This is a genomic window from Actinomyces sp. HMSC075B09 (assembly GCF_001812395.1).
Lineage (GTDB): Bacteria > Actinomycetota > Actinomycetes > Actinomycetales > Actinomycetaceae > Gleimia > Gleimia europaea.
This window is the reverse complement of record NZ_KV808731.1, coordinates 203271-226013: the sequence shown is the minus strand read 5'-3', so window position 1 is coordinate 226013 and position 22743 is coordinate 203271. Positions and strand designations below refer to the sequence as shown.

Below are 22743 nucleotides of genomic sequence, written 5' to 3'. Positions count from 1 at the left end.
CTCAAAGTAGAAGGACTGCGCAATGAACCCGATTTTGCCTACAAACGAACTTTGCTACGGAGGCGACTGGAACCCCGAGCAGTGGCCCGCTGAAACCATTCGCGAAGACATCGAACTGATGCATGAAGCCGGGGTGAACCTGGTAACGCTCGGCGTCTTTTCATGGGCCAAGCTAGAGCCGCGTCCTGGCGAGTACAACTTCACGTGGCTCCGCGAAATCATGGACCAGTGCGCGGCCGCTGGCATCTACGTCGATTTGGCCACGGGCACAGCTTCGCCACCCGTGTGGATGGCTCGTCAGCACCCCGAATCCCTACCCGTAGATGAGGCTGGAGTCCGCCTCTCTTTTGGCTCGCGCCAGCAGTACTGCCCCTCCAGCGCCGTGTACAAGGAAAAGTCGGTGGCGCTTGCGGCTGCACTCGCGAAGGAGTTTTCTAACCACCCAGCTCTTGTCATGTGGCACATCAACAACGAGTATGGTTGCCACGTTCACGGCTGTTACTGCGATGCCTGCGAGGGGGAGTTTCAGGCGTGGCTGCGTGAGAAATACGGTTCTATTGACGCTCTGAATCACGCGTGGAACACGAGATTTTGGGCGCAAACCTACGGCGACTTCACCGACGTCTACCTGCCGCGCAAGATGCCCGCACAACACAACTCGTCGCAGGTGCTGGATCATGCACGCTTTGTTGATAGTCAGTTGCGCGGCCTGTGTATAGCTGAAGCGAAGCAGGTGAGGGAGGTCAACCCCTCTATCCCTGTAACCACGAACTTCATGGGCGAGTTTCCCTTCACTAACGGGCGCGAGTGGGCTAAGCATCTAGATCTGGTTTCCGACGATTCCTACCCGGATCCCGCGCTTGCCGGTAGTGCTCACGAGGTTGCGTTCACGTCTGCCCTCATGCGCGGATACCGCGGAGGCCAACCGTTCCTGCTAATGGAACAAACCCCCGGAGCGGTGCAGTGGCGCCCTGAAAACAGTCCGAAGAGGCCCGGCCAGCTTGCCCTCTGGTCGCTTTCCCGCGTGGCGCACGGCGCGGACGGTATCTTGCACTTCCAGTGGCGGCAAAGCCCGGGCGGAGCAGAAATGATGCACTCGGCAATGGTGGCGCACGCGGGTAAGAACGCGCAGTCTTGGGCTGAGGTTGTGCAGCTCGGTGAGTACTTGCGTCGTCTGACCCCGGTGGTGGGGCAGCGGGTGCAGGCCAAGGTTTGCATTGTGGCGGATTGGGACAGCATGCAGGCGCGCGCCGCTGTGATCGGCCCCGATAGCTTGCCGCCGGCCATGCACGGGGTCAGGGCGTGGCACCGAACCCTGTGGGAGATGAACATCGCTGCTGAAGTGGTTGGTATTGAAGATGACTTGGCCGGCTACGATCTGGTGGTAGTTCCCGAACTGTTCATCGACTACCCGAACTTCGCTGAACGTCTCCAGGCTGAAGCGCGCCGCGGCGCACACGTCTTGGTTGCGGCTCCCTCGGGTGTAGTTGATGAATTCGGCCGCGCGATTTTGGGCGGCTACTTGGGAGCGCTAACAAATCTGCTAGGCGTTCGCGTTACGCAGCACGCCGTAGCATCGCCAAATGCGCAGCGGTGGAATATTCCAAACCTGGACGAAGTGGACCCGCGCGTTGACCGGATTACGAGGGCGGTGCGCGTCCCTTCGAAGCAGGGCTTCCACAACTTGGAGGTTCGCGCCGAAGAGTTGAAGCGGGCGCTGGATCAGATTGGTACACCGCAACCAACCCCGCGCGGGGGCGCGTGGGGCGAGTATGTGATGGCAACAAAGGAAGCCAGCGACTTCACTGATCCGATGTGGCTAAACGACGAGGTCGAGGTGATGGCGCAGTTTGGTTACGAGTCAGATCTTGGAGGATGGCCGGCAATCACGCGCAGGCGAATCGACAAGGGCAGCGCGTGGTACGTTGCAACGGATCTGGATGCTACCGGCCGAGCGGCCCTCATGCGTGTGCTCGGTGCGTTCGCGCGCCTGGATATGAGCGGCATGGAGCTGCCTGATGGTGTAGAGAGAGTCGCACGCGGACCGGTGACGTTCTACATGAACCACTCTGACAAGGCTGTGCAACTATCTGGCGTTACCGGGTTTGACCTGATTTCGCAGGCGGATGCGACGGGCCATGCCGTCCTCGCGCCCCGCTCCGCAATGGCGATCCTGAACCGCTAAGCAAAGCACCAGCCCCGCCCCTTTCTCACACGCGGGTAGGGGCGGGGCTGGTAGTTCTGCTGAAGCAGGTGGACTCGGCGAACTTGATGGCCTACTTGCGGTGCGGGCTTTCTAGCCTCCACTTCGGCAGTAGCCACAGCGGGTATTTATTTGAGAACAGGCCGACCACGGTGCCAACCGCTCCGACGGCGGACAGTAGACAACCGAGGATAAACAGTATCCACACGCCTCCGGTCAACTCGTTGAACAGGCCGGATAGTCCGATTACTCCCAGGCCGAACAGTAAGACGGTGAAACTGGGGAGGAACACGAAGGCAAATCGTTCATCCACGATGCCATCTTCGGTTTCCCACGCCCGCGACGAGGGCGTGTCTTTGCGTAGCCACACGGTTGCGATTAGGGCAGCCAGGCCCAATACGAATGCGATGATCGTCATGCTCCAAGCTTACCCACACGAGCCGGCGTGGACCCGCGCTGATCTGTAGTTGCCGCGCATCGAGTGTTGAGGGGAACATGAGCGGGGGTCGGCGGCGCCACGAAATACGCGCAAGTTTGGCAAAATGGGGTTGTGAATGATGCGCTCCCCACTGATTCTGCCCGACTTCTCGAGGTCGCGATTGAGGCGCTTCCTGCCTCGGTTGTGAACGTGTTTGAAGGAATTGATCGGCTGCTTTATTGTCGGTTGCCACTAAAGAACAGGTTTCGGCGTATCACAGTGCGTGACGGCCTGATTTTGCGCGGGCCGGGCGGTTGGGCGGAAGTTTCACCATTTTGGGATTATGACGCTCGCGAATCCGCCCAGTGGTTGTGTGCAGGGCTTGAGGCCGCGCAAAGTGAGCCACTGCCTCGTAAGCGCGAGGCCGTGCCGGTTAACGCAACGGTGCCGGTGGTGGATCCGCAGGTGGCGTTCGACATCGTGAAGAATTCGGGTGGCGCTCGCACGGTAAAGGTAAAAGTGGCGGATCCAAACTCCACTATTAGCGAGGATTGTGCGCGTATTGAGGCGGTGCGTGACGCCCTCGGCCCCGCGGGGCAGATCCGCGTGGATGCAAACGCGGCGTGGGATGTGCCGCAAGCGCTGGAGGCCATTCACGAACTGAACCGGGCATGCCAGAGTGGGGGCGGCGCGGACCTGGAGTATGTGGAGCAACCGTGCGCAACGGTGGAGGAACTTGCGCGCGTTCGCCAGCAGGTGGACGTGCGGATCGCGGCGGATGAGTCGGTGCGTCGCGCCTCGGACCCTCTAGCGGTGGCACGCGCGGGCGCTGCGGACTTAGTGATCGTAAAGGTGCAACCTTTGGGTGGTGCAAAGCGCCTGATCGACGTGGTTGAGAGGGCGGGATTGCCCGCGGTTGTCTCCTCCGCTTTGGATTCGTCGGTGGGCCTAGCCCGCGGCGTGGAGTGCGCGGCGGCGCTGGATGAGCTTCCGTTTGCCTGCGGACTCGCTACCGCGCAAATGTTCACGGCGGACGTCACTAAGACTCCGCTTCGACCGGTAGATGGGGTTATTGCTCCTCAAGAAATCGAGATTGACGAGGCCGCCGTATCGTTCTTGCCGCATAGGCGTGACGAGGCGGAGCACCTGACGCGGTGGCTCGCTAGGCTTGAAGAAATGGTTCACTGCCTGTAGTGGCGGGGGAGGGTTATGCCTGCTTCTGTTGATGCGCGCTGGCTGATTGCGGCGCTGGCTCCGTACGTGCGCGATTTTGTGGTTGCTGCGGGTTCGCGTAGCGCTCCGCTTGCATATGCGATTGCTAGTGCGGAGGGTAGCGGGATGGTGCGCGCGCACCCCGCGTTCGATGAGCGTAGCGCAGGCTTCTTCGCGCTGGGTTTGGCGCAGGCTTCGAAGGCTCCAGTTGCGGTGGTGACAACTTCCGGCACCGCCCCCGCACACCTGCTACCAGCGGTGATTGAGGCGTTCCACACGGGCGCGCCGCTCATTGTGATTTCGGCGGATCGGCCCTTTGAGATGAGGGGCGTGGGCGCGTCGCAGACCACGGATCAATCTGGGCTGTTTGGCAATCACGTGGTGGCGCAGCTGGATGTGCCGGCGGAAGTGGGGATTAGTCCGGATGCTCGCGCGGTGTCCGAGGACGGCGCTGCGAAGGCCTTTGTTGCGCGCGTTCGCCGCCTGGTGGGCCAGGTTGTGGGCGCGCGCGGGGCGGGTGGTCCGGCGCATATTAATATCGGATTCCGCGATCCTTTGACCCCGGAGGGGGCGCCTGCGGTAGCGGATTTAGACGCGGGGATCCCCGCCCGGCTTGCGCGGCGTCAGCCGGTTGTGACCGCGTGGGAGGATGCCGTGCAAGATTTGCGCACGGTCATTGTTGCGGGAGACAAGGCCGAGGGGGCGGCGCAGCTGGCTCAGGCGGCCGGGATTCCGCTTCTGGCCGAGCCTTCCTCCGGCGCATTTGGAGCTGCTGCCTTTTGCGGATTCGAGCAGCAGATGCTGACTCGGTTTGCGGGTGAAATCGAGCAGGTCGTGGTGCTTGGCCATCCCAGCTTGTCTCGCCCGGTTTCGCGCCTGCTGGCTGGCCCGGCCCGGGTGGTTGTCGCTTCGATCGCGCACGAATACCCAGATGTTGCGGGTAACGCCGACATAGTGGTGGAACAACTTGCCCCTGCCAGGCAGAAGATGCCACAGGGTGCGTGGACAAGAAGCTGGGCCGAGCATGCTCAAAACGTTGGCCAGTGGATCCGGGCGCGCGAACTCAGTCAGCTTGCTGCTTCCTCCCTCCATGAAGGCAACTGCCACGGCAACAATATGCGCGAGGCGGATTCCAACTCAGGCACCCGCCACCCAATACCGCACGGTGTTATTGCCGCCCGCGCGGTGTGGGACGCGTACGCAAACGCTTCGCGCGCGGCTGAGCCGGAAGATGGCGGTCACGCCCTGGTCCTCGGCGCTTCAAATTCGATTCGATACATTGATCTGGCGGCGGATTCGCCCGTGGGGAGCGGGGCAAAAGGGGTGTTTGCCGCGCGCGGCCAGGCGGGAATCGACGGAACTATCGCAACGGCAAAAGGCATTGCGCTCGGCCTTGATTGCCCCGTGCGCGCATTGGTTGGGGACCTCACGTTCATGCACGATATTGGCTCTCTCCTGCTCCCCGCGGGGCAGTCCGTGCCAGATGTGGACGTGGTGGTGATAGACGATCAGGGAGGACGCATCTTCCAATCGCTCGAACACGGCCTAGCTCCAAGTGCCGTCTATGAAAGGTTCTTTGCGGTCGCGCACAGCCTCGACTTTGAGGCGCTTGCCGCCGCTACCGGCTGGGAGTACGTGCGCGCGGACTTCACCACCTCCACCCGAAACGGTGCGGAGGGAAACGGCAATGACGCGGTTGAAGCAGATGCTTTTGAAACATTAACGAGGGCGCTCGCAGACCGGCCGCGGGGGCGGATCATTCACGTGGTGGCAGACCACAGCGGAGTGCGCGCGGGCGTGCAATCACTTTTTCCAGAAAAAACCCAGGTGCGCTGAAGAAATCGCTCAGAACAGCCGGCCACCATGTACATTGTTTTGAAAAAAGTACAGATATTTTTTAGGAGCCACGATGGAGAATGAGCGTCCCAGGGATTACGAGGGCGAACCAGATTCCGTTACCCCTGAAACCCCACAGGGTGAGCCCATCAAAACCCCGGATCAGCCGCGCTACGTTTACCGAACAGCAGATTCGCAAGGCGCAGATCAGCAGGATCCACGTGAGCAAGAAGAGGTAGAAGAGCAAGGACAACCTCAGGCCTACTCCGCGCCCGTAGCCGCGCAAAACTATCCGCAGCAAGGTGCCTACCCGCAGCAGGCGTATGGCCAGCAACAATATGGCCAGCAAGCTAGCGGACAACAGGGAGCATACGACCGGGGTGCTTACGGTCAGGCGAATTACGAGCAACAGGGCTTTCAGCAGGCGCAACCCGAGCAGTCGTATGGCCAGCCGTTTGGCTATGCCTCAAAGGTGCAGACAGCGCCGCGCAAACCGGCTAAGAAGGGTCCGGGTTGGGGCGCCCTCATAGTCGCGATGCTGCTTGCCGCGTTCCTCGCGGTTGGTGGCACGATCGCTACCCTAAAGTTTTCGGGAGCATACGCGCCCGCGGCCAGTAGCCAGCAGATTCAGCAGCCGTCAGGTGAAAAGACTCCAACCGTTCAGGTTTCGGGAGAGGGCACTGACTGGCAGGCGGTAGCTAACGCGGTTCGTCCCGCCACAGTGTCCATTCAAGTCAGCACGGGGGATGGTGGTGACACCGGTTCGGGTGTTGTTTGGGATAGCAACGGCAACATTGTCACGAACTATCACGTGGTTTCTGCCGCAGTTAATAACGAGCAGGCAAAGATCACGGTTCGCGCCAGCGGAAGCCGACTTTACGAGGCGGAGATTGTGGGTATCGACCCAACTACGGACCTGGCTGTTATCCGTATGAAGAATCCGCCCGCTGATTTGGTTGCCGGTAACTTTGGTGATTCCAGCCAGCTAAAGGTGGGCGAGGCCGTGATGGCGATCGGCTCGCCGCTGGGGCTCACGGACACGGTGACCACCGGTATCGTTTCGGCGCTGGATCGCCCGGTGGCGGTGAAGACGGCTGTGCCAAACGATCAAAGCGAGCAGTTCAACTACCAGTTCCCGTACTTCCTGCAGCAGTCGCCGCAGTCAGAAACGGTGGTAACAAACGCTATCCAGGTGGATGCCTCGATTAACCCCGGTAACTCGGGCGGTCCGTTGTTTGATGCGCAGGGCCGTGTGATTGGCATTAACTCCTCAATCGCGTCGATGGGTAAAGAGGGCTCGGCTGGCTCTATCGGCCTCGGATTCGCGATCCCTGTGAACCTGGTGAAGAACGTGGTGACGCAGTTGATTGAGAAGGGCGAGGCGGTGCACGCTCAACTTGGCGTGAGCATCTCTACTGCGGCGGTCCAGGTGGGTGAGGAAACTCGCCTGGGTGCGAAGGTGGAGTCGGTACTGCCAGGAGGAGCGGCCGCAGATGCGAACCTGCGGGTTGGTGACGTGATCGTGTCGATAGATGGCAACGACGTGGTGTCCTCCGCTGCGCTTACGGGATTTGTGCGTAGGTATAACTCCGGTGACACGGTGACGCTGGGGATCGCTCGTGGCGGTGAGATCACCGAGGTCCAAGTGGCCCTCAAGGCTAAGTAGCTAGCTCGGCCAGCTCGCATTCACCACGGATTTGGAGCTGCACGGGCGGCTCGCAGCGCGTGTAGCATTGGGTTTGCAACGCTCGGTCTAGGAGGATCCCGTGAAGCGAAATAGTCAGTACACCATTCCGATTGTGTTGGTGATGCTAGCTGGCCTTGCCCTGCCTTTCCTCGTTTGGTTTGAACAGGTTCCGTTTCAAGCTCGCTATATGCGCGGCGAAGCCGGGGCGGGGGATTGGCTACTTTTGATCGGTGGAGCTCTCGTGTGGGCCGGGTTGGTTTGCGTCGCTTCGGTGATGGCAAATGTGCTGGCGGCGGAGTATTACAAATCGGGCGGCATTTATCTTGTGGCGGCGATAGCGGCGGTAGTTTGCGGCGTTTTCACTGCATTCGCCCTGAACGCCTTTTCGCCACTGGCGTTGACCATTGGTTTCGCGGTGATTTTGTTCCCTGCGATCTACGTGGTGCTCCCGGACTATTCGCCGCGCTAGCCGAATGCGTAAGCTTTAAGCTTTCACCAATCGGCCTCGAAGATTAGTTTTCGAGGCCGATTGCCTGCAGTACGGGCAGCATTTTCGCCCCGGTTTCGGCTAGTTCCACCTCGGGTATGGATTCGGGCATGATGCCTCCGCCGGCAAATACGCGGATTGAGTGCTCGTCGGGAAGAACCTGGCCGCAGCGCAGAGCGATCGCGCACGCTCCCTCACCCGCCCCGTCGATCCAGCCGACGGGCCCGGAGTAGCGTCCACGGTCGGTCAGCTCATGCTTGGACAAAAGCTCGAACGCGTCCTGTGTGGGGGTGCCACAAACCGCGGCCGTGGGATGTAGGGCTCGAACCGCTTCGCAAACGGGCGCGTGGCCCACCTCAATCGCGGTGAGGTCGGCGGTGACGTCGGTGGCAAGGTGTGTGACGTTAGGAAGGTCCAAGAGGAACGGCTGGCTGGGAGCGTTGAGGTCGCGGCTGAGCCCGGCCAGGGCGTCCACCACGGATTGAACGGCCAGGGCGTGCTCTTCGCGGTCTTTAGCTGATTCCCACAGGGTGGCGCCTTCCCCCGGAGGACAAGTGCCGGCAAGTACGCGGGACTTCAACTGTCCGCCGCGCACGGATGCAAGCATTTCCGGTGATGCGCCGGTGAGGCCGGCAACGCTAAACGTCCAGGTGGTGGGGTATGCAGTAGCGAGCTCTTGTAAAACCGCAACTAGGTTAATCGGATGGTCAGATCGAGCCGTAATATCGCGAGCCATAACAGCTTTTTGTGCCCGGCCGTCGCGCAGTTCGTCCACGACCATGGCAACCGCGTGCTTCCATGCGGACCGTGACATGGTGCCCGGATCTAAATACCAGTTGGGCGCTCCGCCACTGTCCTCGCGCGCAGTGTCGCGCTGGCCGCCGCCGTCCTCGATTGAGTGGAGGTCCTCGCCGCCTGCCTCAATAACCGTCTCAATCTTCCACGTGGCGTCTCCCATCGCCACCCATGCAATGCGTGGCAATACCAGCGCCCCCGGCGTTCCGGGAGCAAAGCCAAATGACATTAGCCCCAGCGGAGCGTGTATCCCCGTCCGGGCTAAGAATTCCTGGCCGCCCTTCACGCTGGCTTCAGCGATTAGCGCCAGCCAGTCTTGGCCCGCGACCTGCATGTGCGGCTGGTTTTGAACTATCCCGGGATTCTCTGGCCGCGGGTTGGGCAGCAGCGCGCGTGAAAGTATTTTGAAAGTGGGATGCGCGAGGCCGTAGCTGCCTTCCTCTGCTGCAATGAGGGCAAGTGCTATACCGTCTCCAACGATGATTGGCTGAGCGTCAGTAGCGAGCGCAGGTCCACTCCAAACCGAGAGATTACGTGCGCCGTCAACGCGGTGTAGAAGCTCAGAGAATGTGGAGGGGCCACCAACCTCGCTGATCGAAACGCGCAGTTTTGGGCGCGCATGCGGATCGCGAAGGCGAAATCGTCGTGCGGAGTTCAATACGGTCACGGTATCCCATACTACCTGGCATCGTATTTTCGTTGCGCCAGGCACCCTAACGATCGAGTTTGCTTGAAATCCTAGGCATTACGTCCCCTCGAAGAAGGATCTGATTTCGCGTCACCCGGTTGAAGTTCACCTCTGGCATAGAACCGTGACAAGATAGATCTCATGGCAAAACGTGACCTTAAAGCTTCAGACGTAAATCGTGCATCGCTAGAGAAGCATCCCCACGAGGTCGCGGGCATGTTCAATAAAGTGGCCAGTCGATACGACCTAACCAACGAGGCGTTGACGTTCGGCCAGGTGCACATTTGGCGCAGGGGAGTGGTGCGCGCCCTCAATCTGAAGCCGGGCGAACGAGTCCTTGATCTGGCTGCTGGAACGGGTGGTTCCACGGCGGCACTCGCGGAAACCGGTGCGCATGTGATCGCGTGTGACCTGTCGGAGGGCATGATCGAGGTCGGGCGCCAGCGTCACCCGGAACTAGAGTTTGTGCAGGGGGACGCAACTGATTTGCCGTTTGAGGATGCCTCGTTTGACGCGGTAACTATTTCGTTTGGCCTGCGCAACGTGCAAAACACCGAGAAGGCGTTGCAGGAAATGTCGCGCGTGACCAAACCGGGCGGGCGTCTTTTGATCTGTGAGTTTTCGCGTCCAACTTGGCCGGTGTTTAACGCCGTTTACGGTTTTTATTTGGAAGAAATTTTGACGCGAGTTGCGAAGCTACTGTCTTCAGACGATGAGGCCTATGACTATCTGATTGAGTCGATTCGCGAGTGGTATGACCAGGAGACGCTGGGAAAAATGATTGCCCAGGCCGGTTGGGGGCGGGTGCAGTACCGCAACTACACGGGCGGTATCCTCGCGTTGCACCGCGCTGTCAAACCCTGAAGTGCTGATGCGCTATTTTCGCGATAGCCTCACTGTGATCAATAAAATAAGTAACATGGTTGTGATCAAATACGATTGTGTTTGCGGCGGCCGGGCGTTCGTTTCCCGTGCCAAATAGCCTTTTTTCTGTATCTTTTGTGGACCTACCCCACCTGGTGGATAGGGTAGGGACATATGGGCATTTCGCCTCTAGAGGAATGCAAATTTGGTAAAAGTTATATGAGTAGCAACGAGCGGGAGGAACACGTGGAGCTGGCTGACGCGTCCGACTTCAGTGCTGATGTCGTCGTTGTGGGCGCAGGCCCTGCAGGTTCTGCAACGTCTTATTACTTGGCGCGGGCGGGGCTTGATGTCGCTCTTTTAGAAAAATCTACGTTCCCGCGCGACAAGATTTGTGGTGATGGCTTGACGCCAGCCGCGGTTGCTGAGGTCCAACTCATGGGCGTTGACACCGCGGGGTGGAAGCGCAACAAGGGTCTCAATGTAATTGGCGGCGGCCACTCTATTTATTTGCCGTGGCCAGAAACGAAGTCGGCTCCTAACTTCGGTATGGCGCGTGCCCGAATGCAGTTGGATGAGGATTTAGCGCGCCGCGCCGAGTCCGCGGGAGTCCGCTTGTACGAAGGTTTCAACGTTACGGGCGCTCTGCAAACTCCTACTGGCCGCGTGTGCGGCGTAACCGCTAAGGTCGGCAAGGGTAAAGATGCGCGGGAAATAGAGTTTCGCGCGAAGGTCGTTGTTGAAGCCGGCGGTGTAGCTGCCCGCCTCGCCACGTCCCTCGGTATTGAAAAGCTAGAGAACCGTCCGCTGGGTGTGGCAGCTCGTGCATACTTTAAGTCGCCAAAGGGCGATGCAGAGTGGATGGATTCGCACCTGGAGCTGTGGAGCGGCAAGCGCGGCGAATCTGATCTTTTGCCCGGCTACGGCTGGCTGTTCCCGCTGGGCGACGGCGTTGTTAACGTTGGGCTCGGCTCCGTTTCTTCCACGTCGAAGGCAACTAAGTTGCCGTATCGCGAGATCTTCAAGACCTGGATTGCGAACCTGCCCGAAGAGTGGGAGATGACCGAAGAGAATCAGATCGGTCAGCTTCGCTCTGCCGCTTTGCCGATGTCGTTCAACCGCAAGCCCCACTACCGCGATGGTCTCGTAATCGTTGGTGACGCGGGCGGTATGGTTTCCGCTTTTGATGGCGAGGGAATTGCCCCAGCTATGAGGGCGGGACGCTACGCTGCAGAATCTATTGTTTCCGCACTAAGCCGCACGTCGGATGCGGGTTTTGATCGCGCGATGGAAACGTACACGGAGACGCTGAGGGCAGACTGGGGCGGCTACTACCAGCTGGGCCGCGTGTTTGTGAAGCTGATCGAGAACCCGAAGATCATGCACGCCTGCACAAAGTATGGCCTGCCGCGTCCCAGGCTCATGAAACTCGTTCACAAACTCCTTTCGGACGGCTTTGAGCGTTCGGGCGGAGAGTGGGATGACAAGCTGATAACGGCTCTTGCGAAGGTGGTTCCAAAGGTATGATTAGGCGTTTGGTATCCCCAGCAAAATCTACAAAGAATGATCTGTTAACCGCCAGGTTGGAGGCATAGTGAGCAATCCGTATATCCCGATATTGATCATGGCTGCGATGGCAGTCTTGGTCGCACTCGGTGGCCTGGGAGCCTCCGCGATCCTGGGACCCGTTAACAAGAACAAGGTCAAGTCCAGTAACTACGAGTGCGGCGTGGACCCGATCCATCACGACGCTGATGTCGGCCGCTTCCCCGTGAAGTACTACCTGGTGGCTATGACGTTCATTATTTTCGACATCGAGGTGGTCTTCCTTTACCCGTGGGCTGTTACCTTCGGGAAGTTGGGCCTGTTCGGCCTCGTTGTCATGTTTACGTTCATCGCGCTGATCACGGTTCCATTCATTTATGAGTGGCGCCGCGGCGGCCTGGATTGGGACTGATAGGAGGGAGTAGTAAATGGGTATCGAAGATAGTCTTCCCGCAGGCGTTGGCCTAGCCTCCATTGAGGCGGTTCTAGATCTTGCCCGTAAGCACTCTCAGTGGCCTGTAACGATGGGTCTGGCATGCTGCTCCATTGAGATGATGGCTGCGGGCACGCCGCGTTTCGACATGGCTCGTTTTGGTTTGGAAGTGTTCCGCGCCTCGCCGCGCCACGCTGACCTCATGATCGTGTCCGGCCGGTTGTCGCACAAGATGGCTCCGATTGTTCGCCGCGTTTATGACTCGATGCCAGAACCCAAGTGGGTTATTTCGATGGGCGCCTGCGCCTCCACGGGCGGCATGTTCAACAACTACGCGGTTGTGCAGGGCTGTGACCACGTTGTTCCGGTTGATGTTTATTTGCCGGGATGCCCGCCGCGTCCAGAGGCTTTGATCAACGCGATCATGGTACTGCGTGAGCAGATCGGTAAGGAACCGGTTGGCGCTCACCGCATTGAGGTTGCGCGTAAGGCGGAGGAAGCTGCTCTGGCAGCTACCCCAACTCATCTGATGAAGGGACTGCTTGCATGAGCGACAACTCCCCATCCTCGAAGAAGTTCGGCGAGGTAGCCGAACAGGTCAGCCCAACTCGCGGCGGAGCGGCTCCGGAGACCGTTGACGTTCGTCACGGCCAGTGGGGCGTTCGCGGTTCTGGCGATACCACCGGTTTTGGTGGCCTCACGCGCACGGTTGATCTTCCCGGTGAATCGGCTCGCCCCTACGGCGGGTGGTTTGACTCTGTTGTGGACATTCTTGAAGAACTCATCAAGGATGCCGGCATTGAGGTCAAAGATGTCATTGAGCGCGTGGTTGTAGACCGCGACGAGCTTACGATTTTTGTGACTCGCGAGCACATTCTGCAGGTTTGCCGTTGGTTGCGTGATGATCAGGATCTGCGCTTCGAGCTGTGTCTTGGCGTTTCTGGTGTGCACTACCCGCACGCGGCGGGTCGAGAACTGCACGCTGTCTACCACCTCCTCTCGGTGACGCATAACCGCATGCTCCGCCTAGAGGTAACGGCCCCGGATTCGGATCCGAAGATCCCGTCCGTCGTTTCGATCTACCCGGGTAATGACTGGCATGAGCGCGAAACATGGGATTTGTTCGGCATCGTATTCACCGGTCACCCCGGCCTTACTCGTACCGCTCTACCCGATGACTGGGTAGGCCACCCGCAGCGCAAGGATTATCCGCTGGGTGGTATTCCGGTCGAATACAAGGGAGCTACAGTTCCGCCGCCAGACACTCGGAGGTCGTACAACTAATGAATAACGAAAAACCGGTATTTTACGCAACGCCCGGTGGACTCGATATCGACGATATTCCTGAGGTTCTGGCAAGCGGCGGCGACTGGGAAGATGTTCTTTCTGAAATTGAGCGTCTTTCTAACGAGCGCATCGTTGTTAACCTCGGTCCGATTCACCCGTCCACGCACGGCGTGCTGCGCGTGATCCTCGAGATCGATGGTGAGACCGTGCGTGAGTCCCGTCTGAATACGGGCTACCTGCACACGGGCATTGAGAAGAACATGGAGTACCGCACGTGGACGCAGGGCGTAACGTTCTGTACGCGTATGGACTACGTGGCTCCACTGTTTAACGAGGCTGTTTATGTGCAGGCCGTGGAGAAGCTACTCGGTATTACCGACGAGGTTCCGCAGCGCGCTAACTGGATCCGCATTCTGTTGATGGAGCTGAACCGTATTGGTTCGCACCTGGTCGCAATCGGCTCCGGTGGTAACGAGCTGGGCGCAACCACGATGATGACGATCGCGTTTAGGGGCCGTGAGAACGTGCTCCGTATTTTTGAGCGCATCACGGGTCTGCGTATGAACCACGCGTTTATGCGTCCGGGCGGTGTGGCTCAGGATCTGCCGTCGGGCACCACGGATTACATTCGCGAGCTCCTGCCTAACTTGCGCAACGACATTGGGGAGCTGCAGGACCTCACGCAGGAAAACCCGATCTTCAAGCTGCGTCACATCGATGTGGGCTACATGTCGCTCGCTTCGATGATGGCGCTTGGCATGACCGGTCCGTGCTTGCGTGCTGCTGGCCTCCCACTCGATTTGCGTAAGACGCAGCCGTACTTCGGTTACGACCAGCTTGAGTTTGACGTTCCGGTTCGAGACAAGTCTGATGCGTACAACCGCGTGCAGGTGCGTTTCGACGAGTGCTACCAGTCGCTACGAATCATTAACCAGGTTCTCGACAAGCTCGATGAGTGCGAGGGTGACCCGGTTATGGTGCAGGATCCGGCAATCAAGTGGCCGGCGCAAATGTCGATTGGTTCGGATGGTCAGGGTAACTCGCTGGCGCACATTCGCGAGATCATGGGTGAGTCCATGGAGTCTCTCATTCACCACTTCAAGCTTGTAACCGAGGGCTTCAAGGTTCCGGCCGGCCAGGCGTATGGAATGGTGGAACACGCTAAGGGCGTTATTGGCGCTCACGTTGTCTCGGACGGCGGTACGCGCCCGTACCGCGCGCACTTCCGCGACCCGTCGTTCTCTAACTTGCAGTCGTTTGCGATGATGACTGAGGGCGGTCAGCTTGCTGACGTCGTCGTGTCACTCGCTTCGATTGACCCGGTACTGGGAGGTGTTGATCGCTGATGTACAGCGACGAAGTTTTGGAGCGCCTGCGTGCTGATGCCGCTGCGATTATGGCGCGCTACCCGAAGGGCCACGAGCGTTCGGCACTTTTGCCCATGCTGCACTTGGTGCAGTCGGTGGACGGCTACATTTCTGCTGATGGCGTGACTTTTTGTGCACAGACTCTGGGGATTACTCGCCCGGAGGTTTCCGCTGTTGCCACGTTCTACACGCAGTACAAGCGCCACCCCAACGGTGAATACAACGTGGGGGTTTGCACGAACGCCCTGTGCGCTGTGATGGGCGGGGACCAGATCTGGGAGGCCGTTTCCGGTCATCTCGGGGTGGGCCACGACGAAACCACGGCGGATGGCAAGATCACGCTGGAGCGCCTTGAATGCAACGCAGCTTGCGACTACGCGCCCGTAGTGATGGTCAACTGGGAGTTCTTCGACAACCAGACGCCGGAATCAACGATCGCCCTCGTGGATGATATTGAGGCCGGGCGCCCGATCAAGTCCACGCGAGGTCCGGAGCAGGTGCCCACGTTCAAGGAAATCTCTAGGCTCCTAGCCGGTTTTGAAGATGGCCTCGTGGATGAGGGCCCGTCGGCTGGTGAACCGTCTTTGCGCGGTCTGAAGATCGCGAAGGAGAAGGGCTGGATGAGCCCGTCAAGCATCTCGGGTGCGGAGGGACAGCCTCAGCAGGAAGTTGGCGGCTTGTACTCGTCCGCTGAGCGTCCTGCGGTTACAGAGGAAGATAAGGAGGGCGACGAATGAGCGACGTAACGTTTTCGAAGCCCGGAGTCCTAACGCCGGTACTTTCACGCGGCTGGGATGAGGACCGTTCCTGGACCCTGGAGTCCTACCGCAGCCGCGGGGGATACAAGGGGCTTGAGAAGGCCCTCACGATGGAGCCGGGTGACATCACCGAGACAGTGAAAACCGCTGGTCTTCGCGGTCGTGGTGGTGCAGGATTCCCGACTGGTTTGAAGTGGTCGTTCCTTCCTCCTGATGATGGCAAGCCGCGCTACCTGGTCGTTAACGCCGATGAGTCCGAGCCGGGAACCTGTAAGGACATCCCGCTCCTTATGGCGAATCCGCACGTCTTGATCGAGGGCATGGCAATCACGGCCCGCGCGATCAGGTGTGAGCACGCATTCATCTACTTGCGCGGCGAAGTCGCGCACGTTTACCGTCGCCTTCTCGCCGCGGTGCGTGAGGCCGAAGAGGCCGGCATTATCGGCCAGGGACGCGGACCCGCAGGGGATTTCAACCTCCGCATCACGGTGCACGCTGGTGCGGGCGCTTACATTTGTGGTGAGGAAACCGCGCTGCTTGACTCCCTTGAGGGTCGTCGCGGTCACCCGCGTTTGAAGCCTCCGTTCCCAGCTGTTGCGGGTCTTTACGCCCGTCCGACAGTTGTTAACAACGTTGAGTCGATCGCGCAGGTTTCTGGAATCTTCCAGCACGAAGCCGGTTGGTTCACCTCGATGGGTACTGAGAAGTCGAGCGGTCACGGCCTCTTCTCCGTGTCCGGTCACGTTAACAATCCGGGACAGTTTGAAGCACCGTTTGGCATCACCATGCGCGAGCTCATTGAGATGGCTGGCGGTATGCGCAACGGTCACAAGCTGAAGTTCTGGACTCCGGGTGGTTCTTCAACTCCGATCTTCACTGAGGAAGAACTCGACGTACCGCTCGACTACGAGTCTGTTGGCGCTGCCGGTTCAATGCTTGGAACGCGCGCCCTGCAGGTATTTGACGAAACCACTTCAGTGGTTCGCGTCGTCACTCGTTGGACTGAGTTCTACCAGCACGAATCGTGCGGTAAGTGCACGCCGTGCCGCGAGGGCACCTACTGGATGAAACAGATCCTGCTGCGCCTCGAAGAGGGTAGGGGACTTCCCGGTGACGTGGACAAGCTTTTGGAGATTTCCGGAAATATTGCGGGCCGCTCGTTCTGCGCCCTCGGTGATGCTTCGGCAGCTCCCGTCCAGTCTGGTATCGCGCATTTCCGCGAAGAGTTCGAAGCCGGCCTCACAACGCCTGCGCGCGAACTATTCCCGTATGAAGCGTCCGCCCACTTTGCTAAAGGAGGTGCCCGATGAGTGAGGAGTTGGTAACTCTCACTATCGACGACACTGAGGTGTCCGTCCCGAAGGGTACGCTTATCATCCGCGCTGCCGAGCAGGTCGGTATCCGCATTCCGCGTTTTTGCGATCATCCGCTTTTGGCTCCAGCTGGCGCGTGCCGCCAGTGTCTGGTTGAGGTAGCGGCGCCGGACCGTTCTGGTGAGGTGCGTCCGTTCCCGAAGCCACAGGCCTCGTGCACGATGACGGTCATGCCCGGCATGGTGGTAAAGACGCAGCGCACGTCCGAGGTAGCAGAGAAGGCCCAGAAGGGTGTGATGGAGTTCCTCCTGATCAACCACCCGCTGGACTGCCCGATCTGTGACAAGGGCGGCGAATGCCCGCTACAGAACCAGGCGATGTCCGAGGGGCGCGAAGTTTCGCGTTTCGATGACGCCAAGCGCACGTTCGTGAAGCCCATCAAGCTCTCCACTCAGATCGCGCTTGACCGTGAGCGTTGCATCCTGTGTCAGCGCTGCACGCGTTTTTCGAAGCAGATTGCGGGCGATGCTTTCATTGACCTGCAGGGTCGCGGCGGCGGCACCGCTCCAACCGAGGACCACCAGTTCATGGGGGAGCAGGTTGGACGCTTTGACACTGCCGTTCTCGGCTTCCATAGCGATGCTTCGAACATCAATAGTGACGAAGGATTTGCTGGCCCGTTCGGCAACCCCGGCTACGAGTCCGGCCTCAACGCCGGCCCGGTTGGTGCCGCGGAAGCCGACACGTCCGGACGCCCATTCGCCTCCTACTTCTCGGGTAACACCATTCAGATCTGCCCGGTGGGTGCGCTCACGTCCACCTCGTACCGTTTTAGGGGACGCCCGTTCGACCTCGTATCGACGCCGTCCGTCTCTGCGCACGACGCCTCTGGCGCCGCAACGCGTATCGACATTCGCCGCGGCGAGGTTGTTCGCGTTCTGGCGGGTGAGGACGCTGACGTCAATGAAGAGTGGATCACCGACAAGGATCGCTTCGCATTCACCTGGAGCACCGGCGAGGATCGCCTGACCGCTCCGCTGGTTCGCGAGGACGGCAAGCTTGTTCCCACCTCTTGGGCGGATGCGCTTGACCGTGCGGCTCGCGGCTTGAAGGAAGCCCGCGAAGCTGGCAAGACGGTACTGTTGCCAGGTGGCCGCCTCACGGTTGAAGATAGCTACGCGTGGTCTAAGTTTGCGCGTGTCGTCATGAACACCAACCAGGTTGATGGCCGCGTACGCGCCACCTCGCTTGAGGAAACGAAGTTCCTTGGCACGCGTGTTGCCGGCACTGGCCTGGGCGTGACCTACAAGGATCTTGAGAAGGCTGGCCGCGTTCTCATCGTTGGTCTCGAGGCCGAAGATGAAGCTGGAAACGTTTTCTTGCGTTTGCGCAAGGGCGCACTGGCCGGCTCCGTTAAGGTTTCCGTGGTTGCTCCGATGACCACCCCTTCCACTCGCAAGATGAATGCCGATCTGCTTCGCGCAGCTCCCGGCACTGAACCCGAGGTGCTCGACGCAGTAAGCGGCGATCTCGCAACTGAACTTGCAAATGGTGTGATCGTTGTTGGCGAACGCGCTGTGGAGATTCCCGGTCTTTACACCGCTGTTGCCCGCCTCGCGGACCGCACGGGTGCACGCATCGCGTGGATCCCGCGTCGCGCCGGCGAACGAGGTGGCCTCGAAGTTGGCTTGAACCCGAACCTGCTTCCATTTGGCCGCTGTGCTGCGGATGCCGATGCTCGCATCGACATGGAAGCCGTGTGGGGCGCCAAACTTCCGTCGGATCCCACCAAGTGCACGGTAGATATTCTGGCCGAAGCCGCAACCGATCCTCGTTCGGCGATGATCCTCGGCGGCGTTGACTCGCGCGACGTAACTGACCCGGAGAACCTGAAATCCGCAATCGAAAAGTCCGGATTCGTGGTTGCTCTGGAAGTCCGCCGCACGGATCTGACCGAAATGGCAGACGTTGTATTCCCCGTTGCACCGGTGACCGAAAAGAACGGTACGTTCATCAACTGGGAAGGCCGTCTGCGCCCCTTTGGCCAGGCTCTTGCAACCCGCGCGCTAACCGACCGCGAAGTGCTACACCGCCTCGCAGGCCTCATGGGCGTGAACCTCGGCGTTGAAACCTTGAAGGACACGCACGCCGAAATCAACGAGCTCATGGAGTGGGATGGCTCGCGCATCGACAGCCCGGCAATCTCGCCCGCCCCCGTGCAGGCGCCCGGCGCTGGCAATGCTGTCCTCGCCACCCACAAGCTCATGCTCGACGAAGGCCGGATGCAGGACTTCGCTCCAGAGCTGGCCGGCACTGCTCGCCGATCCGTTGCCCGCATGAGCGTGGCAACTATGCAGGCAATCGGCGTAGCCGAAGGCGATCTCGTAAGCGTTTCTACGTCACGAGGCGCGATCACCCTTCCGGTTGCTGTGACTGACCTTCCCGAGGACGTTGTGTGGCTGCCCGAATGCTCGGCAGGCTCACACGTTCATGAAACTCTCGGCGCCAAAAATGGTTCCGTTGTATCCATCGCAGCCAATACGGAGGTGAACCGGTGAGTACTCTTGCGCTAACTCTTACGCCGTTTGCTCCACCGACAACCGCGCCGGCTGACTTCAGCGAAGAGACCTGGTGGCTGAGCCTACTTAAGGCCCTGTTCATCGTGCTATTCCTGATCATGTCAGTGATCATGGCGCTCTGGGTTGAACGACGTGGTCTTGGTCGTATGCAAACGCGTCCCGGCCCGAATGTTGCAGGCCCGCTGGGCTTGTTCCAAGCATTCGCGGACGCCGTGAAGCTCCTGTTCAAGGAGGACATTTGGACGGATAAGGCAGAGAAGTTCATCTACTTCGTTGCCCCCGCTATTTCCGCGTTCTCCGCATTCATGGTGCTAGCGGTCATCCCCATGGGCCCGAACGTGAACATGTTCGGCCGCTCCACGCCTCTGCAGATGGCTGACACCCCAATCGCGATCCTCTACATCCTCGCGATCGCGTCGATCGGTCTTTACGGCACGGTCCTAGGCGGTTGGTCAACGCGTTCCACCCTGCCGCTCCTCGGCTCGGTCCGCGCTGCCGCGCAGGTCATCTCCTACGAACTTGCGATGGGCCTCTCGCTTGTGTCCGTGTTTCTCGTGGTCGGCTCCATGTCGACCTCAGAAATCGTTGCGGCACAGCACAGCGTTTGGTGGGCATTTGCCCTCTTGCCCGCGTTCATCGTCTACTTCATCTCGATGGTGGGCGAAGTAAACCGCCTCCCGTTTGACCTTCCGGAAGCAGAAGGTGAACTCGTTGCCGGGCACATGACCGAATACTCGTCGATGAAGTTCGGCTGGTACTACCTGTCCGAATACATCAACATGTTCAACGTGTCCGCCGTTGCAACCACGGTGTTCCTCGGCGGCTGGCATGCGCCGTTTGGGCTGTCTTACGTTCCATTTATCGACTTCAACTCCGGCTGGTGGGGCTTCCTGTGGTTCAACCTGAAGATGTGGCTCTTCTTCTTCAGCATGGTCTGGATCCGCGGTACGCTCCTGCGTTTCCGCTACGACCAGTTCATGAAGCTCGGCTGGAAGATCCTGATCCCAACCTCCCTTGTCTGGCTGGTTCTTGTTGCAACGCTGCAGGGCGTGCGCATGTGGGTAACGGATTCGCTTCTCGCAATCACGGGCGGAATCGTAGCGGTGTTCCTCGTTGTCATGATCATCCTGTGGCTGTTTGATCGCCCCGAGCCTGAAGTCAAGGCGGACGAGGAGTTCGATCCGTTCGCGGGCGGCTACCCTGTACCGCCGCTACCCGGCCAGCAGCTACCCCCGTCCCCACGGGCGGGTTTGGTGCCGGCCGCCACCGCCGCAACTGATCAGAAGGAAGTGCGCGATGAGTAAAGACAAGAACGAAGAGATGCTCTACGAGCACGATCCGAAGGGCTTCTGGGGCAACTTGTTCGCCCCAGTGGCAGGTTTTGGCGTAACTATCTCATCGATGTTCCGCCCGGTAGTTACGGAGCAGTACCCGTTTGAGGGTCCCTTCGTGCAGCCACGCTTCCACGGCCGCCACCAGCTGAACCGCTACGCGGACGGCCTCGAAAAGTGCATTGGCTGCGAGCTTTGCGCATGGGCATGCCCAGCGGACGCGATCCTTGTTGAGGCCGCCAATAACACTCCCGACGCCCAGTACGCTCCGGGTGAGCGCTTCGGCCGCGTCTACCAGGTCAACTACCTGCGTTGCATTTTCTGTGGATTGTGCATCGAGGCGTGCCCCACGCGCGCCCTCACGATGGGTAATGATTTCGAACTTGCCGACTACCACCGCCGCGACCTGATCTTCGAGAAGGATCAGATCCTCGCGCCGATGGAAGAAGGCATGCTTGCCACTCCGCACCCGATGGTGGAGGGGCTCTCCGATGGTGACTACTACCGCGGCGCCGTAACCGGCCCAACCAAGGCGCAGGTTGAATGGGTGCGTGAACACCGCCCAGACGATCCGACGCTGGAGGCCGCTGCGAAGGCCGCAGAAAAGAACGAAATGGCTCTCGCTAGCTTAGAAACCGAAGGAGGCGAGAGTAAGTGAACCCGACCCCAATTGATGCAGTAACCACGATCGGCACCGGTGAGACAGTCCTCTTCTGGATCACCGCCGCAATCATGGTTCTCGGCGCCCTGGGTGTCCTCTTCTTCAAGAAGGCGGCCTACGCGGCGTTGTCGATGGTGCTGGTCATGCTTGGCCTCTCCGTCCTCTACTTCGCGCAGGGAGCGCCCTTCATGGGTGTTGTTCAGGTCGTGGTTTACACGGGCGCGATCATGATGCTGTTCCTGTTCGTCCTCATGATGATCGGCCTGCAGGCAACGGATAACTACCAGAACCAAAGCCGAGGCAACATTGTCCTCGCCGTGATTGGCGCCGGCGCCATGGCGTTTGCCCTCTCCGCAGTGGTTTGGAAGGCAAATCTCCCGGCGGTCAAGGAGTTTGGAGTTGATCCCTACTCGAACGCTCCGATTGAGAATCTGGCACTCGCCCTGTTCTCCAACTACTGGTTCTCGATGGAACTCGCCGGTGCGCTACTGATCACCGCAGCCGTTGGCGCGGTCCTCCTAACGCATGGCGACCGCCTCTCCCCGAAGCGCACGCAAAAGCAGGTAGTTGACGCGAAGATGTCCGCTTACGCAGAAACCGGCCGCCACATCGGCCAGTACACTGCGCCCGGTGTGTTCGCTCGATCCACCGCATTTGACGTGGGTGCTATTTCTGGTGAGACCCACAAGCCGGTTGAAGAATCGATCCCGCGCGTTGTGCGCGTGCGCGGTCTTGACCGCTCGCTCGGTTCGCTCGATCCGGAACTCGCGCGTTCGCTCGGAGAGCAAGCCCTGGGCAAGCAGCCGGAGCACCCGTACCACGGCGTCGCCGCCACCCAGAGCGTGGCCCGCGCCCGCACGTGGGGCATGGCCGGCGAGGAAGCCCCGGACGGTCTCCTCCAGTACGAGGCCCGCCCCGAAATCGAAGCCGGCGAGCCCGAAGTTAAGGAGGACGAGCAGTGAGCATCTCGTACTACATCATCTTGGCAATGATCCTCTTCTCGATCGGCGCCGCAGTGGTAATGGTTCGCCGCTCCGCAGTGATCTCACTGATGGGGGTTGAGCTGATGCTGAACTCCGCGAACCTCACCCTCATCACTTTTGCCCGCATTTACGGTGATTTCACCGGCCAGGTGATGGCGTTTTTCGTCATGATCGTTGCCGCCGCCGAGGTCGTGGTTGGCCTCGCAATCATCGTGTCCATCTTCCGATCTCGTCGCACCACCTCGGTCGATGAGGTCAACCTACTGAAGCACTGAGGGAGGAAAGGTGAATTACTC

At 59.8% G+C, this 22743-nt stretch carries 20 protein-coding genes; 18 read left to right on the top strand and 2 right to left on the bottom strand.

Features of this window, described 5'->3' with window-relative positions; genetic code table 11:
- Window positions 1-22 precede the first annotated feature (22 nt).
- Window positions 23-2185, top strand: coding sequence for a beta-galactosidase (locus HMPREF2854_RS01905; protein WP_070618232.1), 2163 nt, complete (start codon window positions 23-25; stop codon window positions 2183-2185).
- Window positions 2186-2276: 91 nt separating this feature from the next.
- On the opposite strand, the gene HMPREF2854_RS01900 is transcribed toward HMPREF2854_RS01905, so the two are convergent.
- The gene (locus HMPREF2854_RS01900; RefSeq protein ID WP_070618229.1) at window positions 2277-2621 is read right to left on the bottom strand and encodes a hypothetical protein; all 345 of its coding nucleotides are present in this window, start codon (window positions 2619-2621) and stop codon (window positions 2277-2279) included.
- Window positions 2622-2753: 132 nt separating this feature from the next.
- On the opposite strand from HMPREF2854_RS01900, the gene HMPREF2854_RS01895 reads away from it, so the two are divergent.
- From HMPREF2854_RS01895 to HMPREF2854_RS01880, 4 genes are all read left to right on the top strand, one after another.
- A complete protein-coding gene (locus tag HMPREF2854_RS01895; protein ID WP_070618227.1) occupies window positions 2754-3815 on the top strand; it encodes an o-succinylbenzoate synthase in 1062 nt (353 codons plus the stop codon).
- A 15-nt stretch (window positions 3816-3830) separates the two neighbouring features.
- Window positions 3831-5669 (top strand): 2-succinyl-5-enolpyruvyl-6-hydroxy-3-cyclohexene-1-carboxylic-acid synthase, encoded by a 1839-nt coding sequence (gene menD / locus HMPREF2854_RS01890; protein ID WP_070618223.1) that lies wholly within the window; start codon window positions 3831-3833, stop codon window positions 5667-5669.
- Window positions 5670-5742: 73 nt separating this feature from the next.
- On the top strand, window positions 5743-7335 hold the full coding sequence (locus tag HMPREF2854_RS01885; protein WP_261666631.1) for a S1C family serine protease: 1593 nt from the start codon (window positions 5743-5745) through the stop codon (window positions 7333-7335).
- A gap of 100 nt (window positions 7336-7435) precedes the next feature.
- Window positions 7436-7825, top strand: coding sequence for a hypothetical protein (locus HMPREF2854_RS01880; RefSeq protein WP_070618220.1), 390 nt, complete (start codon window positions 7436-7438; stop codon window positions 7823-7825).
- 43 nt (window positions 7826-7868) lie between these two features.
- Here HMPREF2854_RS01880 and HMPREF2854_RS01875 read toward each other — a convergent pair whose 3' ends face one another.
- On the bottom strand, window positions 7869-9305 hold the full coding sequence (locus HMPREF2854_RS01875; RefSeq protein WP_070618217.1) for an isochorismate synthase: 1437 nt from the start codon (window positions 9303-9305) through the stop codon (window positions 7869-7871).
- A 162-nt stretch (window positions 9306-9467) separates the two neighbouring features.
- Between HMPREF2854_RS01875 and HMPREF2854_RS01870 the strand changes: the two genes are divergently transcribed.
- The 13 genes from HMPREF2854_RS01870 (at window position 9468) to nuoK (ending at window position 22722) form a co-directional block, all read left to right on the top strand.
- Window positions 9468-10190 (top strand): demethylmenaquinone methyltransferase, encoded by a 723-nt coding sequence (locus tag HMPREF2854_RS01870; RefSeq protein WP_070618214.1) that lies wholly within the window; start codon window positions 9468-9470, stop codon window positions 10188-10190.
- Between the two features lie 219 nt (window positions 10191-10409).
- On the top strand, window positions 10410-11717 hold the full coding sequence (locus HMPREF2854_RS01865) for a geranylgeranyl reductase family protein (protein WP_070618210.1): 1308 nt from the start codon (window positions 10410-10412) through the stop codon (window positions 11715-11717).
- 67 nt (window positions 11718-11784) lie between these two features.
- Window positions 11785-12147, top strand: coding sequence for an NADH-quinone oxidoreductase subunit A (locus HMPREF2854_RS01860; protein WP_034507130.1), 363 nt, complete (start codon window positions 11785-11787; stop codon window positions 12145-12147).
- A 16-nt stretch (window positions 12148-12163) separates the two neighbouring features.
- Window positions 12164-12718: an NADH-quinone oxidoreductase subunit B gene (locus tag HMPREF2854_RS01855; protein ID WP_034507127.1), complete on the top strand. Its 555-nt coding sequence runs from the start codon at window positions 12164-12166 to the stop codon at window positions 12716-12718.
- A complete protein-coding gene (locus tag HMPREF2854_RS01850) occupies window positions 12715-13452 on the top strand; it encodes an NADH-quinone oxidoreductase subunit C (protein ID WP_070618207.1) in 738 nt (245 codons plus the stop codon). The genes HMPREF2854_RS01855 and HMPREF2854_RS01850 overlap by 4 nt, the downstream gene beginning before the upstream one ends.
- Window positions 13452-14801, top strand: coding sequence for an NADH-quinone oxidoreductase subunit D (locus HMPREF2854_RS01845; RefSeq protein ID WP_034507120.1), 1350 nt, complete (start codon window positions 13452-13454; stop codon window positions 14799-14801). The genes HMPREF2854_RS01850 and HMPREF2854_RS01845 overlap by 1 nt, the downstream gene beginning before the upstream one ends.
- Window positions 14801-15559, top strand: a complete 759-nt coding sequence (gene nuoE / locus HMPREF2854_RS01840) for an NADH-quinone oxidoreductase subunit NuoE (RefSeq protein ID WP_070618204.1) — start codon at window positions 14801-14803, stop codon at window positions 15557-15559. Before HMPREF2854_RS01845 ends, nuoE begins: the two co-directional genes overlap by 1 nt.
- Window positions 15556-16890 (top strand): NADH-quinone oxidoreductase subunit NuoF, encoded by a 1335-nt coding sequence (gene nuoF / locus HMPREF2854_RS01835; RefSeq protein WP_070618201.1) that lies wholly within the window; start codon window positions 15556-15558, stop codon window positions 16888-16890. Before nuoE ends, nuoF begins: the two co-directional genes overlap by 4 nt.
- A complete protein-coding gene (locus HMPREF2854_RS01830; protein ID WP_070618198.1) occupies window positions 16887-19451 on the top strand; it encodes an NADH-quinone oxidoreductase subunit G in 2565 nt (854 codons plus the stop codon). Before nuoF ends, HMPREF2854_RS01830 begins: the two co-directional genes overlap by 4 nt.
- Window positions 19448-20776: an NADH-quinone oxidoreductase subunit NuoH gene (nuoH, locus tag HMPREF2854_RS01825; RefSeq protein ID WP_034507110.1), complete on the top strand. Its 1329-nt coding sequence runs from the start codon at window positions 19448-19450 to the stop codon at window positions 20774-20776. Before HMPREF2854_RS01830 ends, nuoH begins: the two co-directional genes overlap by 4 nt.
- Window positions 20769-21461, top strand: a complete 693-nt coding sequence (nuoI, locus tag HMPREF2854_RS01820; RefSeq protein ID WP_070618195.1) for an NADH-quinone oxidoreductase subunit NuoI — start codon at window positions 20769-20771, stop codon at window positions 21459-21461. The genes nuoH and nuoI overlap by 8 nt, the downstream gene beginning before the upstream one ends.
- Window positions 21458-22426, top strand: coding sequence for an NADH-quinone oxidoreductase subunit J (locus tag HMPREF2854_RS01815; protein ID WP_083309316.1), 969 nt, complete (start codon window positions 21458-21460; stop codon window positions 22424-22426). The genes nuoI and HMPREF2854_RS01815 overlap by 4 nt, the downstream gene beginning before the upstream one ends.
- The gene (nuoK, locus tag HMPREF2854_RS01810) at window positions 22423-22722 is read left to right on the top strand and encodes an NADH-quinone oxidoreductase subunit NuoK (RefSeq protein ID WP_034507104.1); all 300 of its coding nucleotides are present in this window, start codon (window positions 22423-22425) and stop codon (window positions 22720-22722) included. Before HMPREF2854_RS01815 ends, nuoK begins: the two co-directional genes overlap by 4 nt.
- Window positions 22723-22743: the final 21 nt, after the last annotated feature.